The organism is Staphylococcus cohnii subsp. cohnii (genome assembly GCF_002902365.1).
In the GTDB taxonomy this organism is placed as follows: domain Bacteria; phylum Bacillota; class Bacilli; order Staphylococcales; family Staphylococcaceae; genus Staphylococcus; species Staphylococcus cohnii.
This window is the reverse complement of record NZ_PPQC01000067.1, coordinates 168,983-185,376: the sequence shown is the minus strand read 5'-3', so window position 1 is coordinate 185,376 and position 16,394 is coordinate 168,983. Positions and strand designations below refer to the sequence as shown.

The 16,394-nt window shown below is 33.4% G+C and carries 13 protein-coding genes; 1 reads left to right on the top strand and 12 read right to left on the bottom strand.

What is annotated here, in order from left to right; genetic code table 11:
• Positions 1–134: 134 nt before the first annotated feature.
• The 10 genes from ffh to fapR form a co-directional block, all read right to left on the bottom strand.
• On the bottom strand, positions 135–1,502 hold the full coding sequence (gene ffh, locus CD032_RS11970; protein ID WP_019467934.1) for a signal recognition particle protein: 1,368 nt from the start codon (positions 1,500–1,502) through the stop codon (positions 135–137).
• Positions 1,503–1,528: 26 nt separating this feature from the next.
• On the bottom strand, positions 1,529–1,861 hold the full coding sequence (locus tag CD032_RS11965) for a putative DNA-binding protein (protein ID WP_019467935.1): 333 nt from the start codon (positions 1,859–1,861) through the stop codon (positions 1,529–1,531).
• A complete protein-coding gene (ftsY, locus tag CD032_RS11960) occupies positions 1,848–3,083 on the bottom strand; it encodes a signal recognition particle-docking protein FtsY (protein ID WP_103211512.1) in 1,236 nt (411 codons plus the stop codon). The genes CD032_RS11965 and ftsY overlap by 14 nt, the downstream gene beginning before the upstream one ends.
• Positions 3,080–6,649 carry a chromosome segregation protein SMC gene (gene smc / locus CD032_RS11955; RefSeq protein WP_019467937.1) on the bottom strand — a complete coding sequence of 1,190 codons (3,570 nt, stop codon included), beginning with the start codon at positions 6,647–6,649 and terminating at the stop codon, positions 3,080–3,082. The genes ftsY and smc overlap by 4 nt, the downstream gene beginning before the upstream one ends.
• 296 nt (positions 6,650–6,945) lie before the next feature.
• A complete protein-coding gene (gene rnc / locus CD032_RS11950) occupies positions 6,946–7,656 on the bottom strand; it encodes a ribonuclease III (RefSeq protein WP_390326192.1) in 711 nt (236 codons plus the stop codon).
• A gap of 248 nt (positions 7,657–7,904) precedes the next feature.
• Positions 7,905–8,138: an acyl carrier protein gene (locus CD032_RS11945; protein ID WP_019467939.1), complete on the bottom strand. Its 234-nt coding sequence runs from the start codon at positions 8,136–8,138 to the stop codon at positions 7,905–7,907.
• 161 nt (positions 8,139–8,299) lie between these two features.
• Positions 8,300–9,037, bottom strand: coding sequence for a 3-oxoacyl-[acyl-carrier-protein] reductase (fabG, locus tag CD032_RS11940; protein ID WP_019467940.1), 738 nt, complete (start codon positions 9,035–9,037; stop codon positions 8,300–8,302).
• The gene (gene fabD / locus CD032_RS11935; protein WP_019467941.1) at positions 9,030–9,956 is read right to left on the bottom strand and encodes an ACP S-malonyltransferase; all 927 of its coding nucleotides are present in this window, start codon (positions 9,954–9,956) and stop codon (positions 9,030–9,032) included. Before fabD ends, fabG begins: the two co-directional genes overlap by 8 nt.
• Entirely contained in the window at positions 9,949–10,935 is a 987-nt protein-coding gene (gene plsX, locus CD032_RS11930) for a phosphate acyltransferase PlsX (RefSeq protein WP_019467942.1), read from the bottom strand. The genes fabD and plsX overlap by 8 nt, the downstream gene beginning before the upstream one ends.
• Positions 10,928–11,497: a transcription factor FapR gene (fapR, locus tag CD032_RS11925; protein ID WP_019467943.1), complete on the bottom strand. Its 570-nt coding sequence runs from the start codon at positions 11,495–11,497 to the stop codon at positions 10,928–10,930. Before fapR ends, plsX begins: the two co-directional genes overlap by 8 nt.
• A gap of 288 nt (positions 11,498–11,785) precedes the next feature.
• On the opposite strand from fapR, the gene CD032_RS11920 reads away from it, so the two are divergent.
• Positions 11,786–13,345 (top strand): M4 family metallopeptidase, encoded by a 1,560-nt coding sequence (locus tag CD032_RS11920; RefSeq protein WP_064263596.1) that lies wholly within the window; start codon positions 11,786–11,788, stop codon positions 13,343–13,345.
• 66 nt (positions 13,346–13,411) lie between these two features.
• On the opposite strand, the gene recG is transcribed toward CD032_RS11920, so the two are convergent.
• A complete protein-coding gene (recG, locus tag CD032_RS11915) occupies positions 13,412–15,457 on the bottom strand; it encodes an ATP-dependent DNA helicase RecG (protein WP_019467945.1) in 2,046 nt (681 codons plus the stop codon).
• A 1-nt stretch (position 15,458) separates the two neighbouring features.
• Positions 15,459–16,328, bottom strand: coding sequence for an L-serine ammonia-lyase, iron-sulfur-dependent, subunit alpha (sdaAA, locus tag CD032_RS11910; protein WP_019467946.1), 870 nt, complete (start codon positions 16,326–16,328; stop codon positions 15,459–15,461).
• Between the last annotated feature and the right edge of the window lie 66 nt (positions 16,329–16,394).

Below are 16,394 nucleotides of genomic sequence, written 5' to 3'. Positions count from 1 at the left end.
GCCATAAACATTTTGTTTTTTTCACTGTCTACTTGACAGGGTGCAGTTCATCTTTCATATGGATTAGTCCTTTATTTTGTGAATGAGACTTGTATCCCGTTCACTTCTTTAAAAAATTATTTTATAGACAATTGTTAAAATGGTAAATTCATACCATTTAACATATTCTCCATTTGTTTACGTTTACCTTTTTTGCCTTTGCCGCCACCAGAAAATTGTTTCATCATTTTCTTCATTTCATTAAATTGCTTCATCAATCTGTTAACTTCTTGAACAGTACGTCCTGAACCCTTAGCAATACGTTTTTTACGTGATACATTTAGTGTTTCAGGGTTATTACGTTCATTAGGTGTCATAGATTGAATAATGGCTTTAATATGGTCGATTTGTTTTTCATCCATATTAAGATTATTCATCCCTTTCATTTTGTTCATTCCAGGGATCATTTTCATAATGTCATCTAATGGACCAAGGTTTTTAACTTGATCTAATTGTTCTAAGAAATCTTCCAAAGTAAATGATGACGTACGCATTTTCTTTTCTAAATCTTTAGCTTTATCTTCATCTACATCTTGTTGTGCTTTTTCTATTAAACTTAACACATCACCCATACCTAATATTCGAGAAGCCATACGTTCTGGATGGAATGGTTCTAAGCCATCTAATTTTTCACTCATACCAACAAATTTAATTGGCTTTTGTGTCACTGCTCTAATTGATAAAGCAGCACCACCACGTGTATCACCATCTAGTTTAGTCAAGGTAACACCTGAAACTTCTAATTGCTCATCAAACGATTGTGCTACATTTACTGCATCTTGACCAGTCATGGCATCAACAACAAGCATAATCTCATCTGGTTTAGTGATTTCTTTTACATCACTTAATTCTTCCATTAATGCTTCATCAACGTGCAAACGACCTGCCGTATCAATAATGACAAAATCTAAATGTTCTTCTTTTGCATGTTTAATTGCATTTTCTACGATTTGCTGCGGCTTAACTTGGTCCCCTTCACTGTATACAGGAATATCAATTTGCTTGCCTACAGTTTGTAATTGATCAATCGCGGCTGGTCTATAAATATCAGCTGCAACTAATAATGGTTTTTTGTTATATTTTTTACGCATAAGTAATGCTAACTTACCTGCAGTCGTAGTTTTACCTGCACCTTGTAAACCAACCATCATTACAACTGTTGGCGGTTTGTTGGCCATTTGGATGGTTGAATTTTCGCCACCCATGAGTTGTGTAAGTTCTTCTTGTACTATCTTAATGACTTGTTGTCCAGGTGTTAAAGACTTCATTACATCTGAACCTAAAGCTCGTTCTGATACGGTTTTGACAAAATCCTTTACGACTTTAAAGTTAACGTCTGCTTCAAGTAATGCGAGTCGGACCTCTCGCATCATTAATTTAATATCTGCTTCAGTAACTTTCCCTTTGCCACGGATTTTTTGCATCGTCCCTTGGAGACGATCGGATAACCCTTCAAATGCCATATCAATACCCTCCTTTATACTCTCAATTATTCTAAATCTTCAAGTGCTTGAAGATACTGTTTAATTTTTTCTGGCTCATCAATATGCTTTTTTATTGCTTCATATATATTTTGTCGTTTTTCAAAATTTTGATAAAGACCTAGTTTCTCTTCATAATCTTCTACTAAATCACCAGTTCTTCTTATGTTATCATACACTGCTTGGCGGCTCACATCAAACGTATCTGCAATCTCACTTAAAGAATAATCTTGTAGATAAAATAGTTCTAGATAGTTTCGTTGTTTTTCCGTTAATAATGATTGATAAAAATCAAATAAATAATTCATACGTATTGTCTTAATTAAATCATTTTGGCTCATCTTTATTGCCTTCATTCCGTACATCCATGTTATCTGTATGATCATCAGATGCCTCTGTTTCATCAACATTTTGTTCAATCATATCAGCAAATAGTCCATATACATAACTTTCTGGATTAAATGGTTGTAAATCATCTAATTTTTCACCTAAGCCAACATATTTAACTGGTATTTTTAGTTCATTACGTATTGCTAAAACGATACCACCTTTTGCAGTACCATCCAGTTTAGTTAATACAATACCAGTCACATTCGTAACATCTTTGAATGATTTAGCTTGGGACAATGCATTTTGTCCAGTAGTAGCATCTAAACAAAGCAGTACTTCATGAGGTGCTTCAGGCACTGCTCTACCTATCACACGTTTTACTTTTTCTAATTCATTCATCAAATTAGATTTGTTTTGTAAGCGACCTGCAGTGTCACAAATTAAAATATCAACACCCTTACTTTTAGCTGCATTAATGGCATCATACATAACAGCAGCTGGGTCTGAACCTTCTTTTTGGCTCATTACTTCTACACCAACACGTTCTCCCCATAATTTGAGTTGTTCAATAGCGCCGGCTCTAAAAGTATCACCAGCTGCTAGCATCACTTTCTTACCTTCAGCTTGATAACGATGCGCTAATTTACCGATTGTTGTCGTTTTGCCAACACCGTTCACACCCACCATTAAAATGACATTTAATCCTTCATTTTCAATGTTCATTATTTCTGAATGTTCGTCGTCTTGATGATAGATATCTACAATTTTTTCTACGATAACTTCACGTAAATCTTCAGTTTCTGAAATATTACGTCGCTGTGCTTCGTTACGTAATTCTTCTACGAGTTCCATCACTGTGTTAAAGCCAACATCTGCAGTTATTAACATTTCTTCCAGCGCTTCAAAGAAATCTTCATCAACTTTACGATAACGTGCAATTAAGTTGTTTAACTGTTCTTGGAAATTTTCGCGAGATTTTTCTAATCCTGCTCTAAATTTTGCACCTAATTGCTGTGCTTCAATTTCTTCAAAGTCTTCAATTGAAATTAATCCATCATCATCAAAATCAGCTTCTTTTAATTTTTTTGGCTGTTTTACTTTTTCTTGAGGTTCTTCAGATGTTTGAGATTGTTCTACATCTAATTCAGATTGTTGCTCTTGCTCTAATTCTTCTGTCTTTTGATTTTCTGTAGACGTTGTGAATTTATCTTTTAGTCGTTTGAAAAAGCTCATACTTGTTCCTCCTTAATGACTTCATCAATCGTATTTAAATTGACACTTACTAATTTTGATACACCTGATTCTTGCATCGTTACACCGTATAAGCGGTCTGAAAATTCCATCGTACCTTTACGATGTGTTATGACAATAAACTGAGTTTGACTTGATAAAGCTTTTAAATATTGCGCATAACGTATAACATTGGCTTCATCTAAGGCGGCTTCTACTTCATCTAAGATCACAAATGGTGCTGATCTCACTTTTAAAATAGCGAATAACAAAGCAATTGCACTTAAAGCACGCTCTCCACCACTTAATAATGATAGATTTTGTAGTTTTTTACCTGGTGGTTGGACGATAATATCTACTCCTGCTGATAAATAATCATCATCTGTCAAGCGCAGCTCTGCTTGTCCTCCACCAAATAATGACTTAAACACTTCAGAAAAATGACCTTGTACGGAATGAAAAGTCTCTTTAAATCGTTCTTTAACTTCTTTATCCATTTCTTCAATTAATTGTTCTAACGTCGCTTTTGCTGCTCTTAAATCTGCACGTTGCTCATTCAAGAAAGTATATCGTTCATTGATTTCTTCAAATTGTTCAATCGCATTTAAGTTTACAGGTCCTAATTCTTCTATAGACATCTTGGTTAATTTTACTTTTTTACGCAAACTCTCAATATCTTCTTCTAATGTATATAATTCACTCGCTCGTTCAAAGGTAAGATGATACTGCTCACTTAAATGATCTATCGCATGGTTAATGAGTACATCTAAACGAGACTGTTCTGCTTTAATATCTTGGTAACGATTTTCAATTGATAAAATATCTTGATTTGCTTCTTCCAACTTACGTTCTGTTGTCTCAATTGTATCATTCAATGTTTGACGTTGTGATTTAATAGTAGCTAAATCTTCAGTTAATTTTACTTTATTATTTTTACTTTGTTCAATATTATTTTGAATTGTTTCGAAAGCTTTTTCGCCAGTTATTTCATCTGAATTAAATAATTCAATTTGTTCACTCAATTTTTGCTTTTGCTCTTTTAATTGTTTAAATTGATGATTTAATCTTGATTCAGTTTGCTTTTGAGTATTTAGTCTTTCTTTAATTACTGCTAAATCAGATTGTTTTTGATGTAATTTTTGTTGTATTAACGTTGTACTCTCTTTACCTTCTTTTGATAATTTTGTATAGATATTAATATCTTCTTCTAATGTTTGCAATTGCGCTTGAATTGTTGCTAATTGTTCCTTTTTGTCGTTTAAGGTTTGTTTACTAGTTTCGCTTTGATAACCATCATTTTTCTCAAATTCAAATTCTTCATGCTCATTTTTTAAATGTGTTTCTTGCTTTCGTAACCTATCCAATTCTAAGTCAAATTCATGTACGTTTTGTTTTATCGTATTATAGTTTTGACTCGTATCAAAATAAGTATTACTTAACGCATCGGCTTCTTCTTTAATTGCTTGGAACTGTTTTTCAAATGTAACAGTTTGTTGCTGATAATCTTCTAATTGTGCGCGCATTGTTGAGAGCTCATCTTTTTGAGATAAAATACTTTTAGTTTTACGATCACCACCACCAGTCATGGAACCACCTGGGTTTACAATATCTCCTTCTAACGTTACGATACGTGTTCTATAACGAATTTTTCTAGCTAATTCGTTAGCATTTTTCAAATTGTCTACAATTATTGTATTACCTAATAAATTTTGAATCACATGTTTATAATCATTTTCAACTTGTATCGCATTTGAAGCAACATTTACAAAGCCAGTTGAGCTATCTGCTATATTCAAAATATCGTTTGCAACATTACGAGGTTGAATGACATTTAATGGTAAAAATGTAGCTCTTCCAAGACCATTTTGTTTTAAATATTGTATTGCTTGACGACCATCTTTTTCAGAATCCACAATGATATGTTGCAGTGAAGCACCTAATGCCGTTTCAATCGCTTTCGTTAAATTCGAAGGCACTTGGATGACTTCTGCGACTGCACCACGGATACCAGAAAGTTTATTATCCTTCATTTTCAGTATATGTTTAACACCATTGAAAAAATAACTATATTCCTCTTGCTGTGTCGCTAAACTGTCAATACGTGATTTTAATTTTTCATTAAATCTGTATGCTTGGTGTAATTTCTCTTCGTATTCATTTTGTTGATTTTTAAGTTGTGTTAATTTTTTCTCATAAGATGCTAAATCACTTTCCGCTTTTTTCAATTCTTTTTTCGCGTTGGTACTTTGTTTCTCAGTTTCAGTAATTTGATTTTGAATATTTTTCAAATCTTTATAAGCATCTAACAAGCGTGAATCTAATCGTGATTGTTTCGTTTCATTTTCTTGAATCGTGTGCTCTAAAAAGCGAATATCATTATTGACATCTGACTGTTCTGACATAAGTTGATAGTATTTATCTTTTATTGATTCTAACTTTTCATCATGTTGTTCATCGGATACATATAATTGAGATTCATATTGTTGTATCTCTTCATTTAAATCTGTTTGTTTAGATTTTAAATGTTTTATTTGGTCTTTCACTTCTGATTGCTCTTGTTTTATATTTGTGATTTGTGTCGCTAGGTTTTCCTGTTCTTCTTCAAATCGTGCATTAGTTTGTGATTGGTTTTTTTTACGTTCCTCTAACACATTCAACTGTCCAGCAAATTTTTCAACTTCTTCAGTTGCTTTAACAAGTTTAAAATTTAAAGATTCGATTGTTTCGTCTAGTTGTTGACGTTCAGATTTATATTGATTCAATGATTGTGTATGTTGTACCTTTTCTGCATCTTTTGAAGCTTGTTGGCTTTTTAAGCGATTGAGATTTTCGTCTAGTTCATAAATATTTTGATTATATTGCTCAATATCATAAACAGTGACTAGCACATCACTTTTTTCCATCTCACTAGATAAATGTTTATATTCTTTTGCTATTGCAGCTTCTTCTCGTAGTGGTTCGACACGACCTTCTAAATCAAATAAAATATCTTCTACACGTGTCAGGTTGTCTTCTGTTTGATCTAATTTTTGCACAGAAGTTGCCTTTCTTTTTTTATATTTTAATACACCGGCAGATTCTTCTAATATTTGTCTTCTATCAATTGGCTTTGCATTAAGAATTTCATCAACACGACCTTGAGATATTATACTGAATGCTTCTTTTCCTAATCCTGAATCTAAAAATAATTCTATAATATCTTTAAGTCGTGACCGGTCATTATTTAAATAATATTCACTTTCCCCACTTCTATATAAGCGGCGAGTGACTACGAGTTCTTCTGTATCAACATTTAATTTACCTGTACTGTTATCTAATTTTAATTTTACTTCAGCAAAATTTTGAGCTTTTCTATGCTCTGCACCAGAAAAAATAATATCTTCCATTTTAGCGCCACGCAATGATTTCGCGGATTGTTCGCCCAATACCCACTTTATTGCATCTGTAATATTACTCTTACCACTACCATTAGGTCCAACTATTGCCGTGACACCTTCATCAAACTGTACATTTGTATGTTCAGCAAATGATTTAAATCCAAAGGCATCAATAGATTTCAAATATACCATGCTATTCTCCTTTAAAGTGTTTCTCAGATGCGAGATAAAAACTACGCAATACAGATACGTTCATGCTCTCGCTTCTATATGATTAGTGCATCAATAAATTTGGCACAGCGACTTGCAATTATTACATTTTCACCAAATAATATCTATAATTAAAGACATGTAATAAATGCATTATAGACTAATCTATTAGAAATACTTTTACATCAGTGCTTAACTCATGCTACTTTAATTACAATTTTGTACAATATTCGATATATCGCGTGTGAGCTATATCTCACTAAACAATTGTACTGGTATTAAGTTTCTTTATTTTTCAAAAGTTTATATGCACTTTCTGCTGCTTGTTGTTCCGATTCTTTTTTCGTTTTGCCTTTGCCAATCGCAACTGGCTTATTTTCTAAGATGACTTCCGACGTAAATAAACGATGATGTGCAGGACCTTCTTCATTTATTAAACGATAAGTAACGTCACCTTTGTTTTGTTGATGCACATATTCTTGAAACTGTGTTTTAAAATCAACGACGCCATCCAGTTTATCGCCTTCAACAAATGGAAAAATCACATTTTCAGCAAACTTCCAAACAGCGGCTAGTCCTTGGTCTAAATATAATGCACCTACAAAAGCTTCAAATGCATCTGATACGAGTGAAGGTCTTGTTCTACCACCTGTTTTTTCTTCTCCTTTACCTAATAAGATAAGGTCGTGTAATGCAATTTTATTCGCGAATATTACAAGTGAAGGCTCACAAACAATTGTCGCACGCATTTTCGTTAAATTACCTTCAGGTAACTCTGGATATTTATCAAACAAATAGCGTGAAACCGTCAATTCTAATACCGCATCTCCTAAAAACTCTAAACGTTCATTATGATCTAATCTGTCCATATTAAAGTCATTAATGAAGCTCGAATGCGAAAATGCTTGTTGGTATAAATTTACCTGATTAAAATTCAAATTTAATTCTTGCATTTTTTTTGAAAACTTTTCTTGGAATGCATTAACCATTTCTTTCTTTTTATGATTCGTCAATACTTTTCCACCTCAATCTAAAGTAATTTTGTATATACTTATGCCTTTATATTTTACGTGAATTTATTATAAAACAAAAGGGAAAACTGCTAATAATACGTTCATTTTATCATATATCGTACACTTAACATTTTTAACGAACACTAATAATATTATGGCTAAAAATAAACCTTTTTAATAGAAAAAATCTGAGCCGTAAAATCCACGACTCAGATATTGGTTTATTATTTTTCCATACTATTGATAAAGTTAACTGCGTCACCAACTGTGTTGATTTTTTCAGCTTCTTCATCTGGAATTTCAGTACCAAATTCGTCTTCTAATTCCATAACTAATTCAGCAATATCAAGTGAGTCAGCGCCTAAATCATCTTTGAAAGATGCATCTTGAGTTACTTTTTCAGCGTCAACACCTAAACGGTCAACGATGATATCTTTTACTTTGTCGAAGTTTTCCACGTCGATTCACCTCCTTTTAAAAGTCTATAATAGACTTTTATATTTTCCCATTTTATCCATTGAAATACAAGTAGTATTTCGATGAATTACATACTTAAAGCATGACATACATATATAAGACACATCAAGTAATGTTAAAATGGCGTTTTTTACTGTTAACACTATTCCATGAACATGCCACCATTAACATGTATTGTTTGACCAGTAATATATTTTGCTTTGTCTGAAGCTAAAAACGCTACTGTATTTGCAATATCAGTGTCTTCACCGAATCTTGATAATGGAATTTGTTGAAGCATTTGATCTTTTAAATCATCTGTTAACGCATCAGTCATGTCAGAAACAATAAATCCTGGCGCAACAGCGTTAACTGTAATATTTCTTGAAGCTAATTCCTTCGCAGCAGATTTAGTCAATCCAATAACGCCTGCTTTTGTCGCCACATAATTGGCTTGACCAGGATTACCGACTGCACCAACTACACTAGATAAATTGATAATTGAACCACTTCTTTGTCGTAACATTTGTGGTGTTACTTTTTGAATACAGTTAAATACACCTTTTAAATTAGTGTCGATAACGTCATCCCATTCACTTTCTTTCATGCGCATCAATAAGTTATCTCTAGTTATACCTGCATTGTTGACTAATACATCGACTGTACCAAATTGGCTTACAACTTCTTTAATCATCGCTTTTACTTCATCACCATTGGCAACATTAGCTTGAATTGCAAAACTTTCTACACCTTTAGCTTTGATTTCTTCTACTACAGCTTCTGCTTTTTCTTTATTGCCTGCAAAATTTACTGCTACGTTATAACCTTCCTCAGCTAATTGAATTGCTATACTACGACCGATACCTCTAGATGCTCCAGTTACTAATGCATTTTTAGTCATTTTCATTCCACCCTTTTACATCTTCTAATGTTTGAATTGAAGTGAGTTTAACATCTCTATTTATTTTTTTAATTAAACCTGAAAGTACTTTACCTGGTCCAATTTCTATAAAATGATCTACACCTTGGTCGAGTAACCATTTCGTAGAATCTATAAATTGAACCGGAGAATATAATTGTTTAATCATATTTTCTTTTATTATTTTAGCGTCTGTTTCACCTTTAGCATTTACATTTTGGACAACTGGATAATATGCATCGTTCCACTCAAATTGTTCGATATAATTTGCAAAATCTGATTCAATAACTTGCATCATCGATGAATGGAATGGCCCAGAAACTGCTAAAGGCATGACACGTTTAGCACCCCTAGATTTCCCTTCTGCAACGAGTTGATCTATCAACGTCTTATGCCCTGAAACCACAATTTGTCCAGGTGCATTTATATTAGCAGGTTCTATGATTTCGTCTTCTGTTGACAGTTGTTTACAAATATCATCAACTTCACTGTAATTTAAACCTAGTACAGCCGCCATACTACCAACACCATCAGGAAAAGCTGCTGACATTAATTGTCCACGTTTACGTACTATTTTTACCGCATCTTCAAATTTTAGTACACCGCTTGCTACTAAACTTGCGTATTCACCTAAGCTATGCCCCATTGTATAATCTGCATTAATCTGATTTAACGCCTTTAATAATGCAGTGCTATGCGTTAATAATGCTGGTTGTGTATTTTCAGTTTGGCCTAACTTATCTTCAGCATCTTCAAACATTGTTTCTAAAATATCAAAATCTAATTGTGCTTGCGCTTCATTTAGAATTGATGTAGCTGCATCATTTTCATTAAACAAATCACTAGCCATACCAACTTTTTGTGACCCTTGTCCAGGAAAAATAATCGCTGTTTTACCCATTTTTTGACCCCACCGTTTCTCTCATTGTATCTACTATATTTAATTCTCCTGCAACCTTGGCTTGACGAATTGCTGAATAAAATGCCTTAGCATTAGAACTACCATGTGCTTTAACAACAATACCATTCAATCCTAGTAAAACTGAGCCACCGTATTCTGCATAGTCCATTTTGGTAGTTAGCTCATTTAAATCTTTACGCAAGACTAATGCTGCCAACTTATTTTTGAAATTACTTAAAAGTGTAGTTTTCAACATTTTCCCTATAGATTTTGCTACACCTTCTAGATTTTTTAGAATCATGTTACCAGTATAGCCATCCGTAACAACGACATCTGCAGCATCATCCATTAATACTTTAGCTTCAACATTACCAGCAAAATGAAATTCTTGTTGTTCTTCCATTAAATTGAATGCTTTTTTAGTTAATGTATTCCCTTTAGCAGCTTCCGTTCCTATATTAAGTAATGCTACAGAAGGTTGTTCAATGTTACGTATTTTTTGTGCATAAATATTGCCTAATTGCGCATATTGCAATAAATGTTCGGCTTTAGCATCCGCATTGGCACCAACATCCATAAATACAAAACCTTTACCTGAGACAGTCGGTAAAGTAAGCACTAATGCTGGTCTTTCAACACCTTTAATCCTACCAACTATAAATAATCCTGCTGACATTAAAGCACCTGTATTACCAGCTGATACACAACCATCCGCTTCTCCAGATTTTACAGCTTCAGCCATGCGCACCATGGAACTATTTTTTTTTCGTTTAATTGCTCTTACAGGTTCATCTTCCATTGTTATTGCTTCTGTACAGTGTCGCACTTCCACTCGACCGTGGTTAATATTACATTTATTTTGATCACCAAATAATATAATTTCTAAATCTTTAAAATCATTGACCGCTTTTTCAACAGCTTCTAAAACGATGCCAGGTGCATCATCGCCACCCATCATGTCGATAGCTATTTTAACCATTTTGTTCATCCTCACTTGTATAATACATTTTAAACGTACCTCTAAATACTAAAGTATCTTTGACATACGAACTTACTTTTATCTTAAAATATTTATTAGTTATTTCAACAGCTTGTGCTTCAGCACGTACCGTATCATTTAATTTAACTTGTTTTAAAAATGTAACGTTACTTTCTTTAGTTAAAACGATTGGTTTATGTATAAGTGCCACACATAATGAATTGGCCTGTGCAAACAACACATGACCTCTGGCAATTTTATTTCTTGTAAATACTGAATCTTCATCAATATTAATCAGAGATGTTGCTTCATGATCAGGTTCTACGTTAATCACATCACCTATGATTTCACTTCCATCAATAGACCGAATACTTTCGTAATTTTTTCGAGCAACAGATTTTATTCTTTTTCTCAACTCAGGAATATTTAAGTGTGTACGGTCCAATCTTATTGTTTGGATACTGACTGAAAAAAGACTACTTAAATCAAGATCAGTAATAAAGGGATTTTTTTCTATTTCTTTTTTAATTGCTTCGCGACGTTCTTGTTTTTTTAATTTCATAGTTTACTACTCCCGAATTTTAGTACCAAGTCTTAAACATTCCTCACATATCATAACACTTTCTATTTCAATTGCTCAACTAAAAACATAAGACTTTCTACATTAAATCGAGTTAATACCGATCACTTTTATTGTTAAAAAAAGTTTTTTGTGGTTAATATATAATTCGAAATAATAATATGTTAAATTATATAAAAATAATATGTATAATTTTTAAATTTCGTAACCATTAAGAAATTTTTAAGAAATAAATAGATCATACATTCCAATTCAAAGGGGTTGAAAACAATGAAAAAAGTAGTGACCAATGTATTACTATCAGCAACATTTTTTGCAACTATCTCTACGCAGTCCAACGCAAAAGAACTAAATAGTATCATTCCTGAACGCTTGGAAAGTTCAAGTGAAACAAAAATATCCAATAAAATAGATGTAGAAAATTATCTTCAAAACAACGCTACGTCTATGCTTAACAATAATGATAAAACTAAAACGGAATCAATTAATAAAAATGCTTTTAAACAATATAAAGTAATCAATAGCAATACTGATTCAACTGGCGTTTCGCATTATGAATTAAAGCCAAAAATCAATAATGTATTAGCAGATGATAGTACGATAAAAGTCCATGTCAATCGAGATGGAAAGGTATCACTCATTAATGGACATATACACAGACAACATATCGACGTTAAAAACAAAGTAAACGTTTCATCTTCTCAAGCAGAAAAGTTAGCCTTTAAAGCGATTGGTAAAAAAAGTAATGACGTTGCAAACATAGATGGTTTTAAAATAGTGTCTAAAAACAAATTAGATATTAATAGCGAAAAGGAAAGATTCATACATAATATCGAATTAAATTACGTATCTCCAAAACTTGCGCATTGGCAAATACAAGTGGATGCTAGTACTGGGGAAATATTAAAAAAGCAAAATGTGATTGAACATGCTTCAGAAGAAGGTTCTGGTATCGGAGTGAACGGGGATAAAAAATCACCACTTAACGTATCTAGTAACAGTGGACAATATACTTTAAATGATACAACTACAGATGCACATATTAATACTAAAAGTGCCAATGAAACCATGGATCAATTTTCTCCTATCACTCACGATTCAAAACATTTTGATGAAAAGCAACAACGTCCCGGTGTCGATGCACACTATTACGCAAAAGCAGTTTATGATTACTATTTAAATAAGCACGGCAGAAATAGTTATGACGATAAGGCTGCTGACATTAATTCTGTCGTACACTTTGATAAGAACTATAATAACGCTGCATGGACTGGACAATATATGGTTTACAGTGATGGTGATGGTCAAACATTCAATCCTTTATCAGGTACTAAAGATATTGTCGCTCATGAATTGACACACGCAGTGACAGAAAGAACTGCTAATTTAGAATATGAAAACCAATCTGGTGCGCTCAACGAATCTTTTTCAGATGTTTTTGGATATTTTATAGATCCTGATAACTGGTTAATGGGTGAAGATGTATATACACCCAAACAAGATGGTGATGCGTTAAGAAGTTTAAAAAATCCAGAAAAATATGATCAACCAGCACATATGGACCAATTTTATACTGGCTCTGAAGATAATGGTGGTGTCCATATTAATAGTGGCATTCCAAACCAAGCAGCATATCTTACCATACAATCTATTGGTAAAGATAAGGCTGAACAAATATACTATCTAGCATTAACGCAATATTTGACATCTAACGCTGAATTTTCTGATGCTAAAATCGCTTTAAAACAAGCTGCAGATGAATTATACGGTCATGATAGTACCGAATCAAAATCCATAGAGCAAGCATGGACTGAAGTAGGGGTTGATTAGTAAATATTAAAAAAACAGCTATTTAGCGAAACTCAAACTAAATTGCTGTTTTTTTATATTATTTGGTTAATCAAAGCTAGTATATAGTAAATTATCTTCAACAAAAGTTCTTAGCCTTTGATACTCATCTTCAAAAAATGCACCAGATTGTATTAATTCTGCTGCCTCATCTCTTGCTACTTCTAACATTTTGTAATCTTCAACTACATTGGCTACTAAGAAATCAGGTAATCCACTTTGTTTTACACCAAAGAAATCACCAGGTCCCCTCATCTCTAAGTCGCGTTCGCTTAATTCAAAACCATCTGTCGTTTGGGTCATTACATTCATACGTTCTATCCCTGTTTCTGTTTTAGGAGAAGCGATTAATACACAATAACTTTGATGCTCACTTCTACCAACGCGTCCTCTTAATTGGTGCAAAGTCGATAATCCAAAACGATCCGCATCGTAAATCATCATAAACGTTGCATTTGGTACATTAACCCCCACTTCTACAACAGTTGTAGACACTAATATATCAATTTCATGCTTACTAAATTGTTGCATCACTTGATCTTTTTCTTCAGAAGTTAATTTACCATGAAGTAATCCAACTTTTTCAGTACCATAATAAACTTGTAAAGACTCAAATAATTCAACAACATTTTGTACATCTTCTAAATGCTCTGAACTTTCTATCAATGGACAAATCACATATGCTTGTCTACCTTTTTTTAATTCAGCGGACATTTGTTTTAATACGCTTTCATACGCTTCATGCTTAGACCAAGAAGTTATAATAGGTTTCCTACCTTTTGGTAACTGTTTGATTGAAGATACATCCATCTCTCCAAAAACTGAAATCGCTAAAGTACGTGGAATAGGTGTCGCTGTCATAAACAAAACATTTGTCATAGCACCTTTTTCTCTCAACAATTGTCGTTGATTGACACCAAAACGATGCTGTTCATCTGTAATTACAAGACCGACATTATTAAATACAACATCATCTTGAATAAGCGCATGTGTTCCAATAATACAATCTATCTCATTTTGCTCAAGTTGTTCCAACAAAATTCTGCGCTTTTTCCCTTTAACAGAACCTGTTAGTAAAGCAATATTCATTCTGTCACCAAATAACTCCGCAAGACTTTCAGCGTGCTGCTCGGCAAGTATTTCTGTAGGTACCATTAAAGCAGATTGATAACCTGCCGTTTTTAATGCATACATACAAATTGCAGCTACTACTGTTTTCCCTGAACCAACATCACCTTGTAATAATCTATGCATACGGATGGGTGCTTTTAAATCTCTAAATACCTCATTGACACTTTGCTTTTGTGCGTCGGTTAATTCAAATGGTAAACTTGCTATAAAATTTCTAACTAATTGAATATCATAATCAATTTCGATTGCCTCATCTGATATTTTTTCCAATCTATTTAGCCATTGCATTCTTAGTTCAAACATAAATAATTCAATAAATGCGTATGTTCTTCTAGCTTTGAGTAATGAGGTTTTATCAGGCGCAAGGTGCAATGTTTTGATTGTATCTTCTAGCGTTTCTAATTTATATTTTGCTCTTAACGCATCTGATATCCATTCATGAATCGTGACATGTCCTAATACTTGCCTAATCATATCACGTAGTGGTTTTTGCTTTATCCCCTCTTTAATTCGATAAATGGGTTCAAATTGTACATCATCCATCGCTGATTGATTAAAAAACATTCGATTTCCGTTAATTTCTTGCTTGTTTCTATTCCATTTACCTTTAATCGTAATCGTTTGGTGTAATTCTAGTTTGTTTTTCAGATAAGGTTGGTTAAAAAACACACATTTTACAGCAATGTTGTTAACCATTAAATGAACTGTAAGCTTAGATTTATTCCTACCAAAAAAAGCGACAGTGGGTGTTGAGTATACTTCCCCAACAACAGTCACCATCGCTTGATCTTCTGCTTCATTTAAGTCAATTACAGTATTGTCTTCATAACGCGTTGGTAGATATAAAATTAAATCCTCTACTGTATAAATGTTCAATTCATTTAATACCGCTAACCGTTTCGGACCTAAACCCTTAATTTGAGATAAAGGAAATGTACTTTCTATTAAATTGACTTTTGACATTTTAATCACCAAATATTTCTTGTTTTAAACGCTGTCCTGTCGGTGTACCTGCTAAACCTCCACGACCAGTTTCACGCAATGCTGAAGGCATCGTTTGCCCTATTTTATACATCGCTTCTATAACTTCATCTGTCGGTATTCTAGAAGTTACACCTGCTAATGCCATATCTGCTGATACGATTGCATTAGATGCTCCAGCTGCATTTCTTTTTACACAAGGTACTTCTACTAAACCAGCTACTGGGTCACATACTAAACCTAGCATATTTTTCAAACAAATTGCAAAAGCTTCAGAAGATTGTTGAGGTGTACCACCTGCAAGTTCAACTGTTGCACCTGCTGCCATAGCCGCAGCAGAGCCAACTTCAGCCTGACAACCTCCTGCCGCACCTGATATCGATGCATTATTTGCTACAACAAATCCAAATGCGCCTGAAGTAAGTAAGAAATTCAACATATCTTTACGCGTAGGCTCAAGTCGTGGTTTCAAACCAAACAAAACGCCGGGAACTACCCCAGCTGAACCAGCTGTTGGTGTAGCACAAATTTTCCCCATTGCAGCATTTACTTCATTTGTTGCTACTGCTTTACTAACAGCGTCTAATAAAGTTGCACCAGATAAAGATTTACCTGTTTTTAAGTATTCTTTGATTAAAACAGCATCTCCACCTGTTAAACCAGTCGTTGAAGTAACACCTTCTAAGCCTTCATCTAAAGCATTTTCCATAGTTTGTAAATTCTTATCCATATGTGCATATACTTCTTCTTCTGATAGACCCGTAACTTCCATTTCTTGCTCGAGCATCACTTCATATATTTTTTTATTTTCTGTCTCACATTTTTCAATGAGTTCTTTCACACTTTTAAACATTGATAACCCTCCATTAGGCGTCGCCCATGAGTGAGACTGTCACTACACCATCGACGTTTTTTATTT

Bases quoted from the DNA above. Each gene is read 5' to 3' on its own strand.
- ffh (WP_019467934.1), bottom strand. From the start codon at position 1,502: ATGGCATTTGAAGGGTTATCCGATCGTCTCCAAGGGACGATGCAAAAA.
- CD032_RS11965 (WP_019467935.1), bottom strand. From the start codon at position 1,861: ATGAGCCAAAATGATTTAATTAAGACAATACGTATGAATTATTTATTT.
- ftsY (WP_103211512.1), bottom strand. From the start codon at position 3,083: ATGAGCTTTTTCAAACGACTAAAAGATAAATTCACAACGTCTACAGAA.
- smc (WP_019467937.1), bottom strand. From the start codon at position 6,649: ATGGTATATTTGAAATCTATTGATGCCTTTGGATTTAAATCATTTGCT.
- rnc (WP_390326192.1), bottom strand. From the start codon at position 7,656: ATGGTTAATGCATTCCAAGAAAAGTTTTCAAAAAAAATGCAAGAATTA.
- fabG (WP_019467940.1), bottom strand. From the start codon at position 9,037: ATGACTAAAAATGCATTAGTAACTGGAGCATCTAGAGGTATCGGTCGT.
- fabD (WP_019467941.1), bottom strand. From the start codon at position 9,956: ATGGGTAAAACAGCGATTATTTTTCCTGGACAAGGGTCACAAAAAGTT.
- plsX (WP_019467942.1), bottom strand. From the start codon at position 10,935: ATGGTTAAAATAGCTATCGACATGATGGGTGGCGATGATGCACCTGGC.
- fapR (WP_019467943.1), bottom strand. From the start codon at position 11,497: ATGAAATTAAAAAAACAAGAACGTCGCGAAGCAATTAAAAAAGAAATA.
- CD032_RS11920 (WP_064263596.1), top strand. From the start codon at position 11,786: ATGAAAAAAGTAGTGACCAATGTATTACTATCAGCAACATTTTTTGCA.
- recG (WP_019467945.1), bottom strand. From the start codon at position 15,457: ATGTCAAAAGTCAATTTAATAGAAAGTACATTTCCTTTATCTCAAATT.
- sdaAA (WP_019467946.1), bottom strand. From the start codon at position 16,328: ATGTTTAAAAGTGTGAAAGAACTCATTGAAAAATGTGAGACAGAAAAT.